17 protein-coding genes and 1 tRNA gene are annotated in these 20,010 nt (G+C 49.5%); 10 read left to right on the top strand and 8 right to left on the bottom strand.

The features are described from left to right. Window positions 1-13 precede the first annotated feature (13 nt). Both bioH and ACN0TT_RS13560 read left to right on the top strand, forming a co-directional pair. Window positions 14-787, top strand: coding sequence for a pimeloyl-ACP methyl ester esterase BioH (gene bioH / locus ACN0TT_RS13565; RefSeq protein WP_417762685.1), 774 nt, complete (start codon window positions 14-16; stop codon window positions 785-787). A 44-nt stretch (window positions 788-831) separates the two neighbouring features. Next, window positions 832-1,344 (top strand): hypothetical protein, encoded by a 513-nt coding sequence (locus tag ACN0TT_RS13560; protein ID WP_417762684.1) that lies wholly within the window; start codon window positions 832-834, stop codon window positions 1,342-1,344. Window positions 1,345-1,405: 61 nt separating this feature from the next. Here the strand turns inward: ACN0TT_RS13560 and ACN0TT_RS13555 are convergent, their stop codons facing one another. After that, on the bottom strand, window positions 1,406-3,751 hold the full coding sequence (locus ACN0TT_RS13555) for a Tex family protein (RefSeq protein ID WP_417762683.1): 2,346 nt from the start codon (window positions 3,749-3,751) through the stop codon (window positions 1,406-1,408). Window positions 3,752-4,042: 291 nt separating this feature from the next. Here ACN0TT_RS13555 and ACN0TT_RS13550 point away from each other — a divergent pair, with 291 nt between their 5' ends. Further along, window positions 4,043-6,193, top strand: coding sequence for a TonB-dependent receptor (locus ACN0TT_RS13550; RefSeq protein WP_417762682.1), 2,151 nt, complete (start codon window positions 4,043-4,045; stop codon window positions 6,191-6,193). Window positions 6,194-6,336: 143 nt separating this feature from the next. On the opposite strand, the gene ACN0TT_RS13545 is transcribed toward ACN0TT_RS13550, so the two are convergent. Further along, window positions 6,337-6,900: a NapC/NirT family cytochrome c gene (locus ACN0TT_RS13545; protein WP_417762681.1), complete on the bottom strand. Its 564-nt coding sequence runs from the start codon at window positions 6,898-6,900 to the stop codon at window positions 6,337-6,339. Between the two features lie 489 nt (window positions 6,901-7,389). Between ACN0TT_RS13545 and ACN0TT_RS13540 the strand changes: the two genes are divergently transcribed. From ACN0TT_RS13540 to ACN0TT_RS13525, 4 genes are all read left to right on the top strand, one after another. Then, window positions 7,390-7,812 carry a hypothetical protein gene (locus ACN0TT_RS13540; RefSeq protein WP_417762680.1) on the top strand — a complete coding sequence of 141 codons (423 nt, stop codon included), beginning with the start codon at window positions 7,390-7,392 and terminating at the stop codon, window positions 7,810-7,812. Between the two features lie 116 nt (window positions 7,813-7,928). Beyond that, complete coding sequence (locus tag ACN0TT_RS13535; RefSeq protein ID WP_417762679.1) at window positions 7,929-8,315, top strand: heavy metal-binding domain-containing protein; 387 nt, start codon at window positions 7,929-7,931, stop codon at window positions 8,313-8,315. A 39-nt stretch (window positions 8,316-8,354) separates the two neighbouring features. Continuing rightward, on the top strand, window positions 8,355-10,022 hold the full coding sequence (locus ACN0TT_RS13530; RefSeq protein ID WP_417762678.1) for an efflux RND transporter periplasmic adaptor subunit: 1,668 nt from the start codon (window positions 8,355-8,357) through the stop codon (window positions 10,020-10,022). Further along, window positions 10,003-13,137, top strand: a complete 3,135-nt coding sequence (locus tag ACN0TT_RS13525) for an efflux RND transporter permease subunit (RefSeq protein ID WP_417762677.1) — start codon at window positions 10,003-10,005, stop codon at window positions 13,135-13,137. The genes ACN0TT_RS13530 and ACN0TT_RS13525 overlap by 20 nt, the downstream gene beginning before the upstream one ends. Window positions 13,138-13,204: 67 nt before the next feature. On the opposite strand, the gene gpsA is transcribed toward ACN0TT_RS13525, so the two are convergent. The 3 genes from gpsA to ACN0TT_RS13510 all read right to left on the bottom strand — a co-directional run bounded on the left by gpsA (window position 13,205) and on the right by ACN0TT_RS13510 (window position 15,256). Next, window positions 13,205-14,224: an NAD(P)H-dependent glycerol-3-phosphate dehydrogenase gene (gene gpsA, locus ACN0TT_RS13520; RefSeq protein WP_417762676.1), complete on the bottom strand. Its 1,020-nt coding sequence runs from the start codon at window positions 14,222-14,224 to the stop codon at window positions 13,205-13,207. 6 nt (window positions 14,225-14,230) lie between these two features. After that, on the bottom strand, window positions 14,231-14,713 hold the full coding sequence (secB, locus tag ACN0TT_RS13515; RefSeq protein ID WP_417762675.1) for a protein-export chaperone SecB: 483 nt from the start codon (window positions 14,711-14,713) through the stop codon (window positions 14,231-14,233). 114 nt (window positions 14,714-14,827) lie between these two features. Further along, complete coding sequence (locus ACN0TT_RS13510) at window positions 14,828-15,256, bottom strand: rhodanese-like domain-containing protein (RefSeq protein WP_417762674.1); 429 nt, start codon at window positions 15,254-15,256, stop codon at window positions 14,828-14,830. 222 nt (window positions 15,257-15,478) lie between these two features. Here ACN0TT_RS13510 and gpmM point away from each other — a divergent pair, with 222 nt between their 5' ends. From gpmM to ACN0TT_RS13495, 3 genes are all read left to right on the top strand, one after another. Continuing rightward, window positions 15,479-17,011, top strand: a complete 1,533-nt coding sequence (gpmM, locus tag ACN0TT_RS13505) for a 2,3-bisphosphoglycerate-independent phosphoglycerate mutase (protein WP_417762673.1) — start codon at window positions 15,479-15,481, stop codon at window positions 17,009-17,011. A gap of 10 nt (window positions 17,012-17,021) precedes the next feature. Next, window positions 17,022-18,158, top strand: a complete 1,137-nt coding sequence (locus tag ACN0TT_RS13500; RefSeq protein ID WP_417762672.1) for a murein hydrolase activator EnvC family protein — start codon at window positions 17,022-17,024, stop codon at window positions 18,156-18,158. Between the two features lie 127 nt (window positions 18,159-18,285). Further along, a complete protein-coding gene (locus tag ACN0TT_RS13495; RefSeq protein ID WP_417762671.1) occupies window positions 18,286-19,047 on the top strand; it encodes a divergent polysaccharide deacetylase family protein in 762 nt (253 codons plus the stop codon). On the opposite strand, the gene ACN0TT_RS13490 is transcribed toward ACN0TT_RS13495, so the two are convergent. From ACN0TT_RS13490 to ACN0TT_RS13480, 3 genes are all read right to left on the bottom strand, one after another. Continuing rightward, entirely contained in the window at window positions 19,044-19,499 is a 456-nt protein-coding gene (locus tag ACN0TT_RS13490) for an Rrf2 family transcriptional regulator (RefSeq protein WP_417762670.1), read from the bottom strand. The genes ACN0TT_RS13495 and ACN0TT_RS13490 overlap by 4 nt on opposite strands. A 9-nt stretch (window positions 19,500-19,508) precedes the next feature. Beyond that, window positions 19,509-19,763 carry a YkgJ family cysteine cluster protein gene (locus ACN0TT_RS13485; RefSeq protein WP_417762669.1) on the bottom strand — a complete coding sequence of 85 codons (255 nt, stop codon included), beginning with the start codon at window positions 19,761-19,763 and terminating at the stop codon, window positions 19,509-19,511. A gap of 170 nt (window positions 19,764-19,933) precedes the next feature. After that, a tRNA-Asp gene (locus ACN0TT_RS13480) sits at window positions 19,934-20,010 on the bottom strand.

Genomic DNA, 20,010 nt, shown 5'->3' with positions numbered 1-20,010 from the left:
CTTGAGCGTTGTAATGAATTCACCAGCGTTATTTATGCAAGCATCCGGCGACGGACACCCCCTAGTGCTGCTGCACGGCTGGGGCATGAACAGTAGTATTTTTACTCCTTTGGTCGCCCAACTGCCACAATACCAATGTTTACAAGTCGATCTGCCCGGCTTTGGCGACAGCGCACCGCTAGATGGTGGCTTCGATGCATGGGTCGATCAGCTCGCACAGCATCTGCCTGAACAAGCGATGGTGCTTGGCTGGTCACTGGGTGGCTTACTAGCCACACGTTTAGCCCAGCGTTATCCCACAAAAGTGGCAGCGCTGATTACGGTTGCCTCCTCGCCCTACTTTCTGGCCACAGCCGAATGGCCAGGGATTCCGGCCAAAGTGCTACAGCAGTTTACGCAGCAGCTACAGCAAGACCTCCCTAAAACTATCGAGCGTTTTCTCGCATTGCAAGCGATGGGTAGCGACACCGCGCGCGATGATATTCGCCGTATCCGTGAATTGGTACTGGCGAAACCGCAGCCAGATGCCACTGCGCTGGCGGACGGGCTGGCGATGCTGCGCGATATCGATTTAAGGGAAGACGCAGCCACCCTGCAACTGCCATGGCTGAGACTGTGGGGCAAACTCGATGGGTTAGTGCCGCATCGCGTGATTACGCAGATGCCAACCGCTGACAACATCACCGATGCCATTTTTGCCAAAGCCTCGCACGCGCCGTTTATTTCTCATCCGCATGAGGTTGTCACCGAAATTCAGCGTTGGAGCACAGCAACAGGGTTGATTTAACTTAGCAATTGGCTAGAATTTGACCATCAGCTGAGGATTTCTGCATGCAAGTTGTCTCTAACTACCCACAAGTACCGATCGCGACCACCAATGCCGCGACCGATGTGGCGCGCGCAGAAAACTTACAACGGCCGACGGTGATACCGCCGCAACAGCCAACGCAGAATCACGAAGAGCGTAGTCTCAATTCGCAGAATGAGCGTGCCAATGCGCACGCACAGCAACAAGCACGACTGGCCGATACCGTGCATGCACGACAACAGTCCAATCAACAGCAGCAAGAGCAAGGCGCTCAAGAACAACGCCAACAGCAACAAAAGGCCCCGCTGGTACAGTCCTATTCGCTCAGTAAGCCAGCGCTAGAACGACGTGATATTCGTAGCCGCGTAAACCTCGAACGCCCTCAAAGCCAGCAGCCGCTCGAGACTGACGAGAAATCAGTAGCAACTACGCCACAGCCCAACCGCTTCTACCGCGAATTTGCACAGCGCATTGGTGAATTTTATCAGGCGCAAACCCGACCATTAGCCGACGCAGAGGTGGATGCTTCAGCTTAGGTGTAACGCTGTTGCTGCATAAAAAAGCCGACATGATGTCGGCTTTTGTCGTTTAACGCAGTTACTTTTTCAACTTGGCGAAGGCCTCAGCAAAGGCGTTGCCCATGGCGGCGTTCACTTGTTTGTTCTCTGGTCGTTTGGCTGGCCTACCATTCGCTTTCGGTGCTGGTTTGCCAGACGCTTTCGCCGCCGGACGCTCATTGCGGCTAGGGGCTTTTTCGGCCGGCTTTTCATCTAAGCGCATCGTCAAGCCAATACGACGGCGTGCAACATCCACATCCATCACTTTCACTTTCACCACATCACCCGCTTTGACCACGGTATGCGGATCACTAACGAACTTGTCGGTGAGTGAGGAAATATGCACTAAACCATCCTGGTGCACACCGATATCGACAAAGGCACCAAAGTTAGTCACGTTAGTGACCACGCCTTCCAAAATCATCTCGGGACGCAGATCTTTAATCTCTTCTACGCCCTCTTTGAAGGTCGCGGTTTTAAACTCACCACGCGGGTCACGGCCGGGTTTATCCAACTCTTTAAGGATGTCGGTAATGGTCGGCACGCCAAATTCGGCCGTGGTAAAGTCGCTTGGATTAATGGCATTCAGCACGCTAGAGTTGCCAATCAAGGCATCAACTGGGCTACCTTTAGCTGAGGCGATATGCTCCACCAGCGCATAGGCTTCCGGGTGAACCGCCGAAGCATCCAGTGCATTGCTACCATCACGGATGCGCAAGAAGCCCGCAGATTGTTCAAACGCTTTTGGCCCCAGACGTGGCACTTTAAGCAACTCTTTGCGGCTGTTGAAACGACCATTTTCATCACGAAAATCAACAATGTTCTGCGCCAATGTACGGTTGAGTCCAGCCACTTGGCTCAGCAATGGCGCTGACGCCATGTTCACATCAACCCCCACACTGTTCACGCAGTCTTCAACCACCGCTTCCAACGAGGCAGATAACTGACTTTGGCTAACATCATGCTGATATTGACCGACCCCAATAGATTTTGGCTCAATTTTTACTAATTCAGCCAATGGATCTTGCAGGCGGCGGGCAATAGAGACTGCACCACGCAGGGATACGTCCAAGTCAGGGAACTCGTTGGCCGCCAGCTCTGATGCGGAATAGACCGAAGCGCCCGCTTCGCTCACGACCACTTTGGTCAGACTAGGCATATCGGCTTTCACTTCGGCAATGACATCGGCAGCCAGACGATCGGTTTCACGCGAGGCGGTACCGTTACCAATGGCGATCAATTCGATGCTGTGCATTTTGACGAGGTTCGCCAGCGTACGCACTGACTTATCCCATTGATTTTGCGGTGCATGAGGGAAGATGGTGGTATGTGCCACCAGCTTACCGGTGTCGTTTACCAGCGCCACTTTCACGCCGGTACGCAATCCAGGGTCGAGCCCCATCGTTGCTTTAGCCCCTGCGGGGGCGGCCATCAGCAAATCACCCAAGTTGCGGGCGAATACTTTAATCGCTTCACCTTCAGCCAGTTCACGCATCTGACCAATGAATTCGGTTTCCGTCTGCAAGGCGATCTTGATGCGCCAAGTTGCAGTCACCACTGTGCTCAACCAACTATCAACGGCGTTAGTGCCAAAACTGAGGCCTTCATGGGCGGCAATGATCTGCTCGCAGTAGCTGCCGCTGCCTTCGCTATTAGGATCGGCGTTAATGGTCAGCGACAATATGCCTTCATTGCGACCACGCAGCATCGCCAACGCTCGGTGCGACGGTACAGTGGCTAACGGCTCGCTGTGCTCAAAGTAATCGCGAAACTTGGCGCCCTCCAGCTCTTTGCCTGTCACCATTTTGCTTTCTAGCACGGCGTTATCTGCAATGTAGCGGCGTACTTTAGCTAACAATTCGGCATCTTCGGCAAAGCGTTCCATAAGGATGTAGCGCGCACCATCGAGCACCGCTTTAGCATCCGAAAAGCCAGCTTCCGCATTGATAAACGCGGTCGCTTCTACTTCCGGATCAACAGCTGCATGACCTGCAGCCGCCAACAGTGTGTCCGCCAGCGGCTCAATACCGGCTTCAATCGCAATTTGGCCTTTGGTGCGGCGTTTAGGTTTATAAGGTAGATAAAGATCTTCGAGGCGCGTTTTAGTATCGGCATCGTTCAAGGCTTGTCGCAGCTCAGGGGTGAGTTTGCCTTGGGCATCAATGGAGGTGATGATCACCTGCCGACGTTCATTTAGTTCGCGCAGATAACCTAAACGGGAGAACAGGTTACGCAGTTGGGTATCGTCCAAGCCACCGGTGACTTCTTTACGATAACGAGCAATAAAAGGCACGGTCGCGCCTTCATCTAACAAAGTAATGGTGGCAGCCACCTGCTGCTCACGAACTTGCAGTTCTTGAGCAATAATCTCGGCAATATTATGCATAGTGCGAATCGTCTGATTTTGGATTTAACGAAAATTGCGCCAACAATAGCACAGGCAAGTTAAAAGTTTTACGGCTACGCCAGAATTACGCCACAAGGTAAGCGTTCATTACACACATTCCTATACTGTTTTACAAAAATGTACATAAACACTGGACAGTTTTTAGCGCGATTCTTATACTCGCCGCCAACCACGCAGATGAAAACGATTTTCATTTGCGTATGATTTATAACACCCTATACCGTAACAATTATTGTCTTAATACCGCCATGCTCAACCATAGGAATGATAATGAAATTCGCCCCTTCGCTCGTTGCTTTATCAGTGCTATCAGGTCTTTCTAGTCAAGTTTCCATCGCCAAAGATGCGGAGATGGAAACGTTAGTGATTACATCAAGCCGCATGGAAAAGCCGCTAAGTGCCATCCCCAATACTGTCACCGTGATTGATCAAGCACAACTGCAACAACAGTTAGCCGCGACTCGCGATCTGTCGACGATTATTGGTAATTTGGCACCAAGCTTCTCACCCAGCCGACAGAAGATGACCAATACCGGTGAAACGCTGCGTGGTCGTCAGCCCCTTATCATGATCGATGGTGTGCCGCAGTCAAATCCACTCCGTAACGGAGGGCGTGCAGGCCAAACCATCGACCCTATGATGATTGAGCGGATTGAGATTATTCATGGCGCCAACGCGATGCACGGCTTAGGAGCACAGGGCGGAATCATCAACTACATCACTAAAAAGCCTAGCGGCCACAACGAAAGTCGCGTGAGTTTTGATGTTTCGGCCCCCACCAGTTTTGCGGCTGACAGTCTGAGTTTTGGTGCTAACTACGCGTTTTCAGGCACCATTGGCGATGTGGATATGTTGGGCTCAGCCAGTTACCACAGTAACGGTGTCTACTATGATGCCAATGATGATGTTATCGGCGTTGATTCCACCCAAGGTGAATCGATGGACAGCCAGAGTAAAGACTTCTTTCTCAAGTTTGGCTATAACTTCGGTGAGTCACGCTTAGAATTCATGGTGAACCATTTCAATATTGACAATAATGGCGACTGGATGCCAGTAAAAGGCAGTTTTGCCAACAATATCGCCACGTCAGCAGTAAAACAGCGGCAGCCATGGCAAGCGGCGAACAATGAAGTAACTACCAGTAGTTTAAGTTACAAACACAACAATCTCGCAGGCCAACAACTGGAACTGCAACTATTTAATCAGAATTTCCAAGGTGTCTACGGTGGCGGGTGTTTTGCTAGTTTTTACGACCCAGCGTTTGACGGCACAACGGGCTTAACCAGCTGTGACACTGGCAGCAATGGTGAAAACTATTTCTATGATCAGTCGCGTAATAAGTCCAATAAGTGGGGCCTTAAAGCGTCATTGATCGCCAATAATATCGCTGACTCAGGTGTTGATCTCGCCTATGGTATTGACCTGTTCCGTGACACCACCGAACAGGATTTAGTGCAAACAGGCCGCTCTTGGGTACCGGAAACCCGCTACGACAATATTGCCCCGTACGCGCAGTTGAGCTTCTCACCATTAAAACAACTGACCATTTCGGGTGGCCTGCGCTACGAATATGCCAAGCTGATTGTGGATGACTATAAAACCTTGTGGGCTTCAGGTGACAAGCAGATCGCCGGAGGTAAACCCGATTTTAACCAATCATTGTTCAATATTGGCTTGAGCTATAACTTCACCCCATCTTTGCGGCTCTATACCAGTTACAACCAAGGCTTTGGTATGGCTGACATTGGACGAATCCTACGTGATGGCGCTAGCTTTCCGGATACTGGAGCCAGTATTGAAACGTCGCTCACACTGGAACCGATTGTCACAGACAATTACGAATTCGGCTTGGATTATCAACATGAGCTGTTAAGCACCAAAATTGCGCTGTATCGTTCCGAGGCGAAACTCGGAGCTCGTCTGGCAATGAATGCTGACGGTTTCTACGACGTCAAACGCGAAAAAAGCGTTATCGAAGGGATAGAGGCCAGTGTGACCGGTTATCTCACCGACAGTGATGATCTTGGGATGACCCTAGCATTGCAACAAGGTGAGTACGATTCAAACGAGGATGGTCATATCGATACCGACCTTGACGGTGCCAATATTGCGCCCAATCGTCTCAACCTGTTTTGGGAGCACAGATACAGCACCGACATCAGCAGTCGCATTCAAGCCAACTATTTTATGAATCGTGATTTTGAGACGGCAAGCGGTGACCAATATGCTGAATTTGATGGCTATGTGACTGTTGATGCGTCATTCAACATGCCGCTATATCAAGGTAACTTAACGTTGGGAATACAGAATCTGCTGAATCGAGATTACTTTGGTTACTACGCGCAAACAGTGCCCAACGACAACCGTTATTTTAAAGGCATGGGCCGTACGTTCAGCGTAGGTTTCAGTTTGCCCTTTTAAATAACCACAGACTGAATAAGGCCGCAATATCGCGGCCTTATTCATTGTGCCCCGCAGTGCCAAGATTCACCACTAGCAGGGGATTCATTGCCACAATAAAAAAACCGGCGCCTGAGCACCGGTTTTTACATTAATCGATGTGATTAGCCTTTTGGATAGAAGTGAGCAACACCTTTGTGGCAATCCACACAAGTTTTGCGTTTTTCTTCAGGCTTTTTGAAGTTCATTTCATGCATACGTTTAGCGATTTTCTTCATGCCTTCAGGCTGATTTTCGAAAATGCGAGTATGGCAATGCTGACAGTTTTCAGAATCGTTAGCACGGAATTCAGCAAGTGCTTTATCAGCTTGTTCTTTACGGTTTTCATTCAACCATTCTTGAGTGTTGAAACCATCGATGGTCAGGTAACCATACAGGTCTTTAGACACAATGATTTTTTTCACTAAGTATTTGATAGGATTGTGTGGCAAGTGACAATCTTGACAGCTAACGGTGATACCTTGCGGGTTGTTACCGTGGGCAGATGCCATCAACTCCTTCTGAAGTGAATGGTTGCTGTGACAAGTCATACAAAACGCGTCTTGGCTAGTCGCATGCAAGGTTTGTTGGGTTGCGAAATAACCAATCACGCCGATCACAATACCGATGACCAGCAGAGACAGGATAGAAAACTTCGCGCTAGGTTTGAATAGTGCACGCCAATTCATCACTCTTCTCCAAAATCTTTTTTAATTATCACTATCTGAAATAGGGACCCCTTTTTAAGGGTTTCGATTATAAACCAACTTTTGTTCATGAATCGGGCGTTAAAAATCGAAAATGAGACCTATCTCTAACTCTGCTATAAAATAGACTGATTATCGCTAACAGACGGCCGAGATTAGTTTTTTCCTGCAACCAATCGCCATTACTGCACTACAATTCTAGGTTAGATTCATTGATCGTGAACAAGGAATTACTGATTCACGTTGATTTTATTCTGCCCACTCATAGTACAGATTATCGACGGCAACTGAGGGAAATATGCGCATATTCCATTATTTGCATATTTAATGCGTTTTGTGAAAACGATCATTTTTAAGTGATTGCTAAGCGCTCATCATTTCATTTAATGTATAAAAGCTTGCTAAGGACCCGTTCTATAATGAACTCATCCAAGGTAAGTACGCAGACACCGATTAGGAATGTTCATTGATATGTTTAGCATGAGTCGTCGCCTTAAGATCGTATTGCTATTGCTCGCGTTTGTCGGGCAAGGGCTGCTATCGAATGGCCATATGATGATTGCCACAGCCAATGCACAACCTATGGAGCAAATGATGATGAACCATCATCAATCTATGAGCACCGCTACCCACTGTGACGAAGTTGACATGTCCACTTGCTGTGATGGCGAGCAGGCCAATAGTGTGCTTCCCGACGTGCCTTCTCATCATTGCTGCAATGGCAAAGGGATGTGTAAAGGGCAATGTCAGTGCTTAGTCGTTTCGGTTGCTGGATATCTCATGTCTGCCCCAAATCCCACTGGTCATCCATTGCCAGAGGGAATAGTCGCGACTCCTGCTCCTCATTTCTCCTCCATTGCTGCCAATCCAGCCTTTAAACCACCAATAGCCTGATTGCTACGGCACACGTGTGCCTAAAATTTACCGTAACTCAATCCTATATGTTTGGCTTTTTGGGTGTTGCTGCGCTTAATTCACGCGTTGGCAATAATGCCCGTTGGAGAATACTCATGAAATCTTATTTATCACTGGCGTTTGCTGCGCTGCTGGCTATGGCTTTTGCATTTAACACTGCCGCGGCAGAGCAACAAGCGACTGAACATCAACATCAGCATGCCAATGCCGCTGAAGTCTATCATTGCCCAATGCACCCTGAGGTGACCGGCAAGAAAGGTGATACTTGCCCGAAATGCGGCATGACCTTGGTAAAAGCCGACGCAGCGGTTTACCACTGCCCAATGCATCCAGAAGTGACTGGTCACAAAGGTGACAATTGCCCTAAATGCGGCATGATGTTAGTGCCAGCTAAAGCGATGGAACACAGCGATATGCCCCATCACGACCACGACATGAAGCAGATGCCGCATGACGATATGACACATATGCACCAACAGTAATCAGGCACTTTGGTGACATTGAAGTAGAGGAATGAGGTCATGAGTCGTAAACACCACACGCATAAAATGACATGCCTATTTGCCATGGCATTAACCGCAGCGCTGCCACCAGCAGCGCCTTTGCTGGCAGCCACTGCGGGCGATACCAGCCCAATAGCCAACGCGGTGCAGTCCCATGTGCACGGCGAATATTATTGTCCAATGCATCCGCAAGAGCGCAGCGACAAACCAGGTCGCTGCCCAATTTGCGGCATGTTTTTAGTAAAAGATGATGACAATGCCACACCGCAGCAAAACGCAGCAGTTACGGCAGGGTCAACCGCTGACAAAAGCTCAGCAAACAAAGCGCAAGATGAAGGCAAAACCTATACCTGCCCGATGCATCCGGAGGTGATTACTCACGAGCCGGGGCGTTGTCCCATTTGCGGTATGTTCCTAGTAGAGAAGGAAGATGGCGCCAAGCAAGTGCAGATGGAACATGTCGACCACCAACATGACGCAACAACAGCGAACGCGGTATCGACCCACAAATTGGTGCCACAGGCCGATAGTAACGGCGGCGGCACCATCAAATATGTTTGTCCAATGCATCCGCAGATTGTGATGGATGAACCCGGTACCTGCCCGATTTGTGGTATGACACTGGAAAAAGTCGAGATGGGCGGCCAGCAAGACCAAGTGCAAGTCAACGTTTCTGGCGGTATGCAGCAAGCGCTCGCACTTAAAGTTACTAAAGCACATCACCAAACCATGTGGCGCTTTGTCGATACCGTCGGTGAAATTGATTACGACCAGAGCCAGATCACCCATATTCACTCACGTGTCAGTGGCTGGGTAGAAAAACTCTCGGTGAATGCCGCTGGTGAGCAAATCAAGAAAGGCCAACTGCTGTACGAACTCTATTCCCCAGAGTTGGTCAATGCACAAGATGACTACCTGCTTGCCGCAGATAGTTTGCGACAACACGGTAATAACAGCCGCAATAGCGAATTGCTACGTAAGGCGCAAACCCGTCTGGAGCTACTTGGCATCAATCGCGCACAGATCGAAAATCTAGAGAAAACCGGCAAGACGCTGTTTAGAGTGCCGTTTTATGCCGAGACAGACGGCTATGTGACAGAACTGAACATTCGCGACGGCATGTATCTACAACCCGCCACCGAAGTGCTCTCTATGGTAGATCTGCACAAGGTGTGGGTCATTGCCGATGTGTTTGAAAATGAGCAAAGCTGGCTGCAAGTGGGCCAAGCCGCCGAAGTGAATATTCCAGCAATGGGGATTAAAGGCTTAGAGGGCAAGATTGATTATATCTACCCAGAACTTGATCCCGTCACCCGCAGCTTACGTGTGCGCGTGGTGCTCGATAACCCTAGCGTCAAGTTACGCCCCAATACGTTGGCGAAAGTGTCCATCTACGGTGGCGCCAATAAAGATGCGTTAGTGGTGCCACAAGAAGCGCTGATCCAAACCGGTAAAGCCAACCGCGTGGTGGTCAAAACCAGCAACCATGGTTTTGTTGCCAAACAAGTCACCACGGGCATGATGAGCCGTGGCCAAGTGGAAATTCTCTCCGGTATTTCCGACGGTGATGACGTAGTGATCTCTGGCCAGTTCCTGCTGGACTCAGAAGCCAGCCTCAAAGGCAGCTTGTTAAGACTGTCCGCTCAACAGCCACAGGAGGCCACCAATGCTGAAGACCATCATTGAGGCATCCATTCGCCAGCGCGTAATGGTATTAGTGCTGGCAGTGATTGTGATGGCGGTGGGCATTCATGCGCTTAAACAAACGCCGCTGGATGCGTTGCCGGATCTGTCAGATGTGCAGGTCATCATTAAAACTGAATATCCCGGCCAAGCGCCAAAATTAGTGGAAGAACAGATCACCTATCCACTATCCACCGCAATGCTAGCGGTGCCGGGCGCTAAAACTGTACGTGGATTTTCCATGTTCGGCGACTCTTATGTCTATGTGATTTTTGAAGATGGCACCGATATCTACTGGGCTCGCTCTCGCGTATTAGAATACTTAAGCCAAGTGGGCAGTCGTCTGCCCGATGGGGTGCAACCATCACTCGGGCCAGATGCATCAGGCGTGGGTTGGGTTTACGAATACTCGCTGGTTGATCACAGTGGCAAACTCGATTTGTCACAGCTGAAAAGCTTGCAAGACTGGTATTTAAAACTGGAACTGCAAAGCGTCGCAGGCGTGTCGGAAGTGGCCACTGTTGGCGGTATGGAGCAAACCTACCAAATTATCCTCGACCCCGACAAAATGGCGCTCTACAAACTGGATATTGCCAGCATTCGCAACGCTATCAACAAAGCTAACAGTGAAGCGGGCGGCTCAGTGGTTGAGATGGCGGAAGCTGAATATATGGTGCGCGCCAAAGGTTATCGTCAAACTTTAGAGGACTTTCAAGAGATCCCACTTGGGGTTACCAGCCCAGCGGGTACACCGCTGCTGCTGAGAGATATTGCTAATATCCGCAAAGGCCCCGCCGCTCGCCGTGGCATTGCTGAACTCAACGGTGAAGGCGAAACCGTCGGCGGTATCATCGTGATGCGTTATGGCGAAAATGCCTTAGCCACCATCGAAGCTGTTAAAGCCAAGTTGACTGAGCTGCAGGCCGGTTTGCCGCAAGGCGTGGAGGTGGTGCCAACCTATGACCGCTCAACCCTGATTGAAAACTCGGTCGAAAACTTAGTGCATAAAGTGATTGAAGAGATGGTAGTGGTCAGTATTGTCTGCTTACTGTTTCTGATGCACGCTCGCTCAACCTTGGTGGCGGTGATCACTTTGCCAATGTCGATTCTGATGGCATTTATTGTGATGAACCACATGGGTGTCAACGCCAATATCATGAGCTTAGGGGGCATCGCTATTGCCATTGGTGCAGTGGTGGACGGCGCCATTGTGATGATCGAGAACATGCACAAGCATCTCGAGCATTTTCAGCATGAGCACCAGCGACGCCCTAACCTTACCGAGCACTGGGCAATTGTGGCCGAATCGTCTAAAGAAGTCGGGCCAGCGCTGTTTTTCTCACTGCTAATCATCACCTTGAGCTTTGTGCCAGTATTTGCGCTAGAAGATCAAGAAGGCCGTCTGTTCACCCCACTGGCTTACACCAAAACCTTCGCCATGGGCGCCGCCGCCATTCTATCGGTTACCTTAGTACCGATTCTGATGGGCATGTTCATTCGCGGTAAAATCCCATCCGAAACCAGCAACCCACTCAGCCGCGTACTAATTGCTGGCTACAAGCCGTTGCTGTCACTGGTGCTACGCTTTCCGAAACTCACCTTAGTGTTAGCCATTGTGACGCTAATCAGCGCTTGGTATCCCGCCACTCGCATGGGCAGTGAGTTTATGCCGGACTTAGAGGAAGGCGATCTGCTTTACATGCCAACCACCCTACCGGGGATCAGCGCAGGTAAAGCCTCACAGCTGCTACAACAAACTGATCGGTTGATTAAAACAGTGCCCGAAGTAAAACGCGTCTTCGGTAAAGTAGGTCGCGCCGATACCGCCACTGACCCAGCCCCGCTGACCATGCTGGAAACCACCATCATGCTCAAGCCTAAAGATGAGTGGCGCGCAGGCATGACGCTGGACGATATCATTGACCAGCTGCAGCAAACGGTGAAAGTCCCCGGCTTAACCAACGCCTGGGTGCAGCCAATCAAGACCCGTATCGACATGCTCTCCACCGGTATCAAAACCCCTGTCGGCATTAAAATCACCGGGTCTGACATCAATGAGCTGCAAAGTATTGGCGCACAGATTGAAGCGCTGCTGATGCAACAACCACATACCCGCTCTGCCTATGCCGAACGTGTGGGGGGTGGTCGTTACATTGATATTACGCCGAAATTAGATGTGGCCTCGCGCTACGGCATGACCTTAAGTGATATTCAAGACGTGGTGCGTTACGCCATCGGCGGAATGGATGTGGGTGAATCGGTACAAGGTGCGGAACGTTACCCCATCAACTTACGCTATCCACGTGAGCTGCGTGACAACATTGAGAAACTGCGCGATCTGCCTGTGATAACCAAATCGGGTAACTACCTGCCGCTACGAAATCTGGCCGATATCGAAATCACTGACGGCGCACCAATGCTGAAAAGTGAAAACGGCCGGTTAATCTCTTGGGTTTTTGTCGATATCAAAGGCACCTCAATTGGTGAATACATCGATACCGTGAAACCGATATTAGCGGCTAATGTGAAACTGCCACCACGTTATAGCTACGCATTTGCGGGGCAATATGAATACATGCAACGCGTGACCGCCAAGCTAGAGCAAGTGGTGCCGATGGCATTAGCCGTCATCTTCATTTTGCTGATGATGACCTTTGGCTCCGCTCAACAAGCGGCCATTATTATGCTGTCGCTGCCGTTCGCCTTGGTTGGCAGTACTTGGGTATTGTACGGCTTAGGTTATAACTTCTCCGCCGCCGTCGCCGTGGGGATGATTGCCCTTGCGGGGGTTGCCTCCGAGTTTGGCGTAGTGATGCTGGTTTATCTCAACAATGCCATTAAGCATCGACAAGATAACAACCAATATCATGCCGTGAGCGACCTTAAAGCCGCGCTGATTGAGGGAGCCGTGATGCGTATTCGCCCCAAAGCGATGACCGTTGCCACCATCTTCTTTGGTTTGTTGCCGATTATGTGGGGCGCAGGTTCCGGTAATGAAGTCATGCAGAAGATTGCCGCGCCTATGGTCGGCGGTATGATTACCGCGCCCATTCTGTCGCTGTTCGTGCTGCCCGCAATCTATTTACTGCTGTATGGCCGCAAGCTACAACAAGACTAGCGTTAAGCTCAGCACATAAAACAAAAAGGATTCCCGCGGGAATCCTTTTCTATAACCAAATTTGCTGTTAATCGTTACTGCCAGTTTCTGACTTTTTCTCACGTGCCAACAGCTCTTTTGCTGCGTCTAACGGAGATTTGCCTTGGTACAGCACTTGATAGATCTGCTCAGTAATCGGCATCTCTACCCCTAGGCGACTCGCCAGAGTAAACACCTCCTTGGTGTTGCGGTAACCTTCAACCACTTGGCCAATCTGAGTTTGTGCGGTATCCACGTCAAGCCCTTGGCCCAATGCCATACCAAAACGGCGATTGCGTGATTGGTTATCGGTACAGGTGAGTACCAAGTCGCCTAGGCCAGCCATCCCCATAAAGGTCGAGTCTTTGGCGCCGAGCGCCACGCCTAGACGAGTCAACTCTACTAAGCCACGAGTGATCAATGCAGTTCGCGCGTTAGCCCCAAAACCAATACCGTCAGACATGCCCGCACCAATGGCGATAACGTTTTTCACCGCACCACCAAGTTGCAAACCAATAAAATCATCATTGCCATAAACACGTAAACGCTTTGGACTGTGCAGCAGTTCGGCGATATCCGCGGTAAACGCATCATCAGTACCGGCGACCGAAATCGCGGTGGGTAAACCAGCGGCCAACTCTTTAGCGAACGTCGGGCCAGATAACACCGCGAGTGGATATTGATCACCAATCACTTCACACGCGACATCTTTCAGCAGACGCCCAGTGTGTGGCTCCAGCCCTTTGGTGGCCCAAACGATGCGAGCATCAGGACGCAACAAAGGTTTGGCCTGTGCCAGCACATCAGCAAACACGTGACTAGGCACCACAATCAGCAAGTTGCGTGAAGCCGCCACCGCCTTAGTTAAGTCAGCTTCCATAATGAGTTCATCAGGGAATGGAATCCCTGGTAAAAACTCTTCATTGCAACGCGCTTGGGCCAACTTGGCAACATGGGCTACCTGATGTCCCCAAAGTACGGTGCGGTGGCCGTTGCTGGCCAAAGAGATGGCCAGTGCAGTGCCGTAGGAGCCAGCTCCTAGTACGGTAATTTCAGCTTCGGTGGTCATTGCGAATTACGCTTCTGCGTTTTCAGAGGCTGCCGTAGCTTCAGCTTGGCGAGACTGAACATATTGTGCAAACAGCGCATCAAAGTTCACTGGTGCTAGGTTCAGCTGTGGGAAAGTACCACGAGATACTAAGCTAGCAATGGTTTCACGTGCATATGGGAACAGCACGTTCGGGCAATATGCGCCGATTGAATGGGCCATTTGTGGCTCAGTCAGACCAGAGATAGTGAAGATACCTGCTTGTTGAACTTCACACAGGAAAGCAGTTTCTTCGCCCAAAGTAGCGGTTGCGGTCAAAGACAGGATCACTTCGTATACGTCATCACCCAGTTTTGAGCTGCGAGTATCAAGATCCAATTTAACTTCTGGAGTCCATTCTTTTTGGAAAATGGCAGGGCTATTTGGAGTTTCAAACGACACGTCTTTGATATATACGCGTTGAATGTTGAATTGTGGGCCTTGAGGTTCGTTGTTTGTAGCTTCAGCCATAATGCTTTACCTATTCTTTTTCGATGCCCTACTGGGCTATTTTTGTCGAGGGCATCTGTTACGCGGAGTCCCGGTCATCATCCCTAATTAAACTTAACAGTCATATGGTCGCGGTTACTTCTTGCGACTAACAGGCATATTGGCCGCCTGCCATTCCCCCATACCGCCTTTGAGGCTGTATACCTGTTCAAAGCCATCTTTTACTAAAATTTGCGCAGCTTGGGATGAAGTCATGCCAGCATTGCATACCAGTATGATGGGTTTAGATTTGTGCTTTTCAAGGTTTGCGCGGCTATTTTTGATATCAGCCATCGGCATATTGACGGCGTTCACAATGTGGCCTTTACGAAATTCATCTTTACCACGCACATCAATCACTACAGCTTCTTCCTTATTAATCAGCAAGGTAGCTTGTTGAGTGTTAATGGTTTTTACTTTTGAAAACGCCATTTTAAATGTCGTGACAATCAATGCCCCGAGTAACGCAATCCACGCGACACACAACATAGTATGAGCGTGAAAAAAATCGATATATTCCTGCATTATTACAGCCTGTATTGAGCTTGCCCCAGAATGATAAGCGCTGAGTATACCCATCCCCCAGCCAGATTGCAGCAGTTAAAGCGCGGCTTTTCTAGGACGATCAAACCGCAAATAACGATGAATTCCATCAGCACAATCGGTTTGATGGCGCTATTTCGGCCACTAAAGCTGTAGTAATATTTAATCAATAAAGAATTTTTCAATTACATCTAGGTATCAATTATGAAGGCAATTAAAGGTCCTCTGGCGTTATTGATTCTCGACGGATGGGGTTCACGCTGTGAAACCAGCAGTAATGCTGTGTTCCACGCTAAGACTCCCGTGCTCGATAGTCTTGCGCAAAAATATGCCCACAACCTTATTTCAGGCTCAGGCTTGGACGTGGGGCTGCCTGATGGGCAGATGGGTAACTCCGAAGTTGGCCATATCAATATTGGCTCCGGCCGTATTGTGTACCAAGAATTGACCCGCATTGGCAAAGCCATTGACGACGGCGAATTTTTTGATAATCCAGCCTTAGTCACCGCGGTAGATACCGCGATTGCTAACGATGGCGCGGTGCACATTATGGGCTTGCTGTCTGCTGGCGGTGTCCACAGCCATGAGAGCCACATCGCAGCGATGTGCCAAATGGCCGCCAAACGCGGTGCTAAAGCCATCTATCTGCATGCATTCCTCGATGGCCGCGATACGCCGCCACGTAGCGCTAAAGGCAGCCTAGAGCAGTTCGACAAACTATTTGCTGACCTAGGGGTGGGCAAAATCGCCTCCGTTGTTGGCCGATACTACGCCATGGATCGCGACAATCGCTGGGATCGAGTTGCTCAAGCTTACGAAGTGATCACTGAAGGTAAAGGCAAACACGCCGCGGATTCAGCCGTGGCGGCGTTGGAAGCAGCTTATGCCCGTGACGAGAACGATGAGTTTGTAGCCGCCACCACCATCGGCGAAAAAGTTGAGTTGAATGACGGTGATTCACTGATCTTTATGAACTTCCGAGCCGACCGCGCGCGTCAAATCACCCGTGCGTTTGTTAATCCAGACTTTGATGGTTTTGTTCGTAACAAAACACCAAAAGTAAATTTCACCATGTTGACCGAATACGCGGCAGACATTGATGCCCCTGTCGCCTTCCCTAAAGAAGATCTCGTAAATACCTTCGGTGAAACACTGCAAAAATTGGGCATGCGTCAGCTACGTATCTCAGAAACTGAGAAATACGCGCACGTCACCTTTTTCTTCAATGGTGGCCTTGAAACACCATTTACAGGTGAAGATCGTATTCTGATTAACTCCCCGAAAGTAGCGACTTATGACCTACAACCTGAGATGAGTTCAAAAGAACTGACCGATAAGTTAGTTGAAGCCATTGAATCATCTCAATATGATGTCATTATCTGTAACTATCCTAACGGGGATATGGTCGGCCACACTGGTAGTTTTGACGCTGCCGTAAAAGCCTGCGAAGCGGTAGACCATTGTTTAGGTCGAGTGGTTACGGCACTGGAAAAAGTCGGTGGTGAATGCATCATTACTGCTGACCATGGCAATGCTGAAAAAATGGTGGATGAAACCACTGGCCAGCCACATACCGCGCACACAAGCGAGCTCGTACCGTTCATCTATGTTGGTCGTAATGCTGACATCGACAACGGCGGCCGTCTGAGTGATATCGCCCCGTCAATGTTGACGCTGTTAGGACAGGAAGTACCGGCAGAAATGACCGGCAAGGCTATCATCCACGTTAAAGAGTAACCACGCATCCGTGATTATTAACGCTAAAGTGAAAGCCAGCATTGTTGCTGGCTTTCTTATTTTATCCAGTACGCTGGCACATGCCTCTGATCTGAATAAACGTCAGTCGGAGTTGCAGGCTATTCAGCAACAAATTGCCTCTGAACAGCAAGATCTGCGCAGTAACAGCCAGCAGCGCGATAAATTACTGCAGTTACTTAAACGTGACGAACGCGCCATTGGTGATGCCGCTAAAAAACTCAACGACACAGAAAATCAATTGAGCACATCGCAGGCCAATATCAAAAAACTGAACGGCCAAGAAGCGGATCTCACCAAGCAGCAAAATGAACAGCAGCGCGTATTAGCCAAGCAGCTCAAGAGCGCCTACCTAGCAGGTAATCACGATTACAGTAAAATGCTATTGAATCAGCAAGATCCAGCCACCGTTGAGCGGCTACTCACTTATTATCAATATCTGAATAAAGCGCGCATTGCCGCCATTGATACCCTAAAACAAACCCATAAAGAGCTGGTCAAAGTACAGCAGCAAGCTAAGCAAGAAAATGAGCGCCTTAGTGCTCTGGCCATCGACCAAAGGGCACAGTCAAAACAGCTTTCTGCCGAACAGCAACAACGGCAAAACACCTTGGCCCAATTGCAGCAACTCATTGATAAAAAAGCGTCTGGTCTGGAGCAACTGCAGATAGAAGAAGCCTCACTTAAACGTGTCATTGAGCAAGCAATAAAAGCCGCCGCCGAGAACCCAGCTATGGAAGGACTAGCCAAAAGCAACGGTAAGTTGAACTGGCCAACCAAGGGCAGCCTACGTAATAGCTTCGGCAGTGCCCGTTCCGGCAATATACGCTGGAAAGGAGTGGTCATTGATGCCGTTGAAGGGCAAACAGTATCAGCGCCAGCATCAGGTAAAGTCATCTATGCTGATTGGCTTAAAGGCTTTGGGTTATTGATGGTCATCGACCATGGTCAAGGCTTTATGAGTCTCTACGGTTATTCTCAAGCCTTGCTGAAAGACGTTGGCGATAGCGTGAAAGCCGGCGAAGAGATAGCGTTAGTTGGCCGCTCAGGTGGACAAAATCAAGCAGGGCTATATTTTGAAATTCGTCATAAAGGTGAAGCAGAAAACCCAGCTAAATACTGCCGCTAAACGTAGGCTTGGCTTGACAGCCCTAGGGCGGTTACTGGTATAACATACACAGATAAGGATCGCCGCCAACAAGCAGTAACGATAGCGGTAGCCAAATCATTTTAATAAGACTTAATCTATAACAATAGTGCGCCGACTTTTACTTGGGGTTGTATTAGCCCTCGCCAGCTTATATTGCAGTGCTGGACAACTGGCTATTATCATCGATGATATTGGCTATCGTCACACCGACGAGGATACCCTGTCTCTTCCTGCCGGCATTACCTTATCAGTGCTCCCTCATACACCTCTTGGACGTAAACTTGCCGAGCAAGCCCACGCAAAAGGCCATGAGATTATAGTTCACCTGCCTATGCAAGCCTTAAACGGCAAGGCGATGGGGCCTGGTGGGTTGAATAACCAAATGGATGAAGCACATTTCAAGCAAGCCGTAGCAGATGCCATTAAAAGCGTGCCTTACGCCAAGGGCAGTAATAACCACATGGGTAGCCTACTGACACAGCTAGACCAGCCTATGCAGTGGTTAATGGAAGTATTACGGGGAGAAAACTTTTACTTTGTAGATAGTGTCACTACACGCTTCTCAAAGGCCAGCTATGAGGCGCAAACCTTTAATGTGCCGTTACTCAAACGCCAAGTGTTTTTAGATAACCGAGTTGACCAGCGCGCGTTGAAACAACAACTTGCCACAGCGCTGACACTGGCGAAACAACAGGGACAAGCGGTACTGATTGCTCATCCCTATCCAGAAACCATTGAGTTTCTCAAACACAGCCTCAAGCCAGAGTTACAGCAACAAGGTGTTGAATTGGTCAAAGCCTCGGAGCTACTCACCTTACAATTCGCTAAAGAGCGCTCCAAAGCAAGTAACGATAAAGAGCAACTTTAGCTGAAACGAGCCGCACTCGCGTCGCTGTTAGGTAGCAAGCCATGCAGTTCGTTACCATTAGCGACAACATCCGCTAAGGTGTAGCGATCCAATACATGCAGATAAGCGTTTACCGCATCAGCTAGAATCCCTTTAAGATGACACGCTGGCAGTAGCCGACAATAAGGCTTGTTGCAATCAACAGGTTCAAGTGAATGCTCAAGGTCGCGCACCAGGCGCCCGATATTGATTGCTGCGGGCTCCATCGCTAAGCGAAAACCACCGGCTTTTCCGCGAACGGTCTTTAAATAACCCGTCTTACCTAAATGATGCACAATCTTAGACACATGGTTGGGTGATAACTCGAATACTTCAGTGATCTCCGCAATACGAAATAACCGCTCACGAGCAGGATCTAGCGCCAAATACATCAGTGTCCGAATCCCCAAATCTGTATACCGCGTCAGTTGCATGTGCCCGTCCTATTGAGATGTTTGTTGCTCTAATAGCGTGATGATTTGATAGGCTTCATCATTGCTATGTCCACAAACATCTTCGGTTGCTGAAAACTGCAGACATACGTCAGGGCGCTCAGGCTGCCCAAATAGTTGGCAGAGGTTATCGTCATCTAACTGCACACAACGCACGCCAGCGGGCTTACCATTAGGCATCCCGGGAATGGCACTGGTAATTGACGGCGCTACACAACATGCGCCACATCCGACACGGCAGTCCAACGATAGTTACCTCTAATAAGGGATTATAACGAATATAACAGCATGGATTGATATTCAAATCACAGAGCGATAATAACACCACGATGCGAATATCGTTGCGACCGACAGGAACACAAATTCAATAATGCAGAAACAAAAAAGCCTCGTCGCATGACGAGGCTTTAATGTGTTGGCGGAGCGGACGGGACTCGAACCCGCGACCCCCGGCGTGACAGGCCGGTATTCTAACCAACTGAACTACCGCTCC

Source organism: Shewanella sp., from assembly GCF_048265805.1.
Taxonomy (GTDB): Bacteria; Pseudomonadota; Gammaproteobacteria; order Enterobacterales; family Shewanellaceae; genus Shewanella.
The sequence above is the reverse complement of the archived record's forward strand: the minus strand, read 5'-3'. Positions and strand labels throughout refer to the sequence as shown.

What these genes read in the sequence shown, in the direction of transcription:
- ACN0TT_RS13555 (WP_417762683.1), bottom strand. Translation starts at nt 3,751, where the DNA reads ATGCATAATATTGCCGAGATTATTGCTCAAGAACTGCAAGTTCGTGAG.
- gpmM (WP_417762673.1), top strand. Translation starts at nt 15,479, where the DNA reads ATGAAGGCAATTAAAGGTCCTCTGGCGTTATTGATTCTCGACGGATGG.
- ACN0TT_RS13550 (WP_417762682.1), top strand. Translation starts at nt 4,043, where the DNA reads ATGAAATTCGCCCCTTCGCTCGTTGCTTTATCAGTGCTATCAGGTCTT.
- gpsA (WP_417762676.1), bottom strand. Translation starts at nt 14,224, where the DNA reads ATGACCACCGAAGCTGAAATTACCGTACTAGGAGCTGGCTCCTACGGC.
- secB (WP_417762675.1), bottom strand. Translation starts at nt 14,713, where the DNA reads ATGGCTGAAGCTACAAACAACGAACCTCAAGGCCCACAATTCAACATT.
- ACN0TT_RS13530 (WP_417762678.1), top strand. Translation starts at nt 8,355, where the DNA reads ATGAGTCGTAAACACCACACGCATAAAATGACATGCCTATTTGCCATG.
- ACN0TT_RS13525 (WP_417762677.1), top strand. Translation starts at nt 10,003, where the DNA reads ATGCTGAAGACCATCATTGAGGCATCCATTCGCCAGCGCGTAATGGTA.
- ACN0TT_RS13540 (WP_417762680.1), top strand. Translation starts at nt 7,390, where the DNA reads ATGTTTAGCATGAGTCGTCGCCTTAAGATCGTATTGCTATTGCTCGCG.
- ACN0TT_RS13545 (WP_417762681.1), bottom strand. Translation starts at nt 6,900, where the DNA reads ATGAATTGGCGTGCACTATTCAAACCTAGCGCGAAGTTTTCTATCCTG.
- ACN0TT_RS13510 (WP_417762674.1), bottom strand. Translation starts at nt 15,256, where the DNA reads ATGCAGGAATATATCGATTTTTTTCACGCTCATACTATGTTGTGTGTC.
- ACN0TT_RS13535 (WP_417762679.1), top strand. Translation starts at nt 7,929, where the DNA reads ATGAAATCTTATTTATCACTGGCGTTTGCTGCGCTGCTGGCTATGGCT.
- bioH (WP_417762685.1), top strand. Translation starts at nt 14, where the DNA reads ATGAATTCACCAGCGTTATTTATGCAAGCATCCGGCGACGGACACCCC.
- ACN0TT_RS13560 (WP_417762684.1), top strand. Translation starts at nt 832, where the DNA reads ATGCAAGTTGTCTCTAACTACCCACAAGTACCGATCGCGACCACCAAT.
- ACN0TT_RS13490 (WP_417762670.1), bottom strand. Translation starts at nt 19,499, where the DNA reads ATGCAACTGACGCGGTATACAGATTTGGGGATTCGGACACTGATGTAT.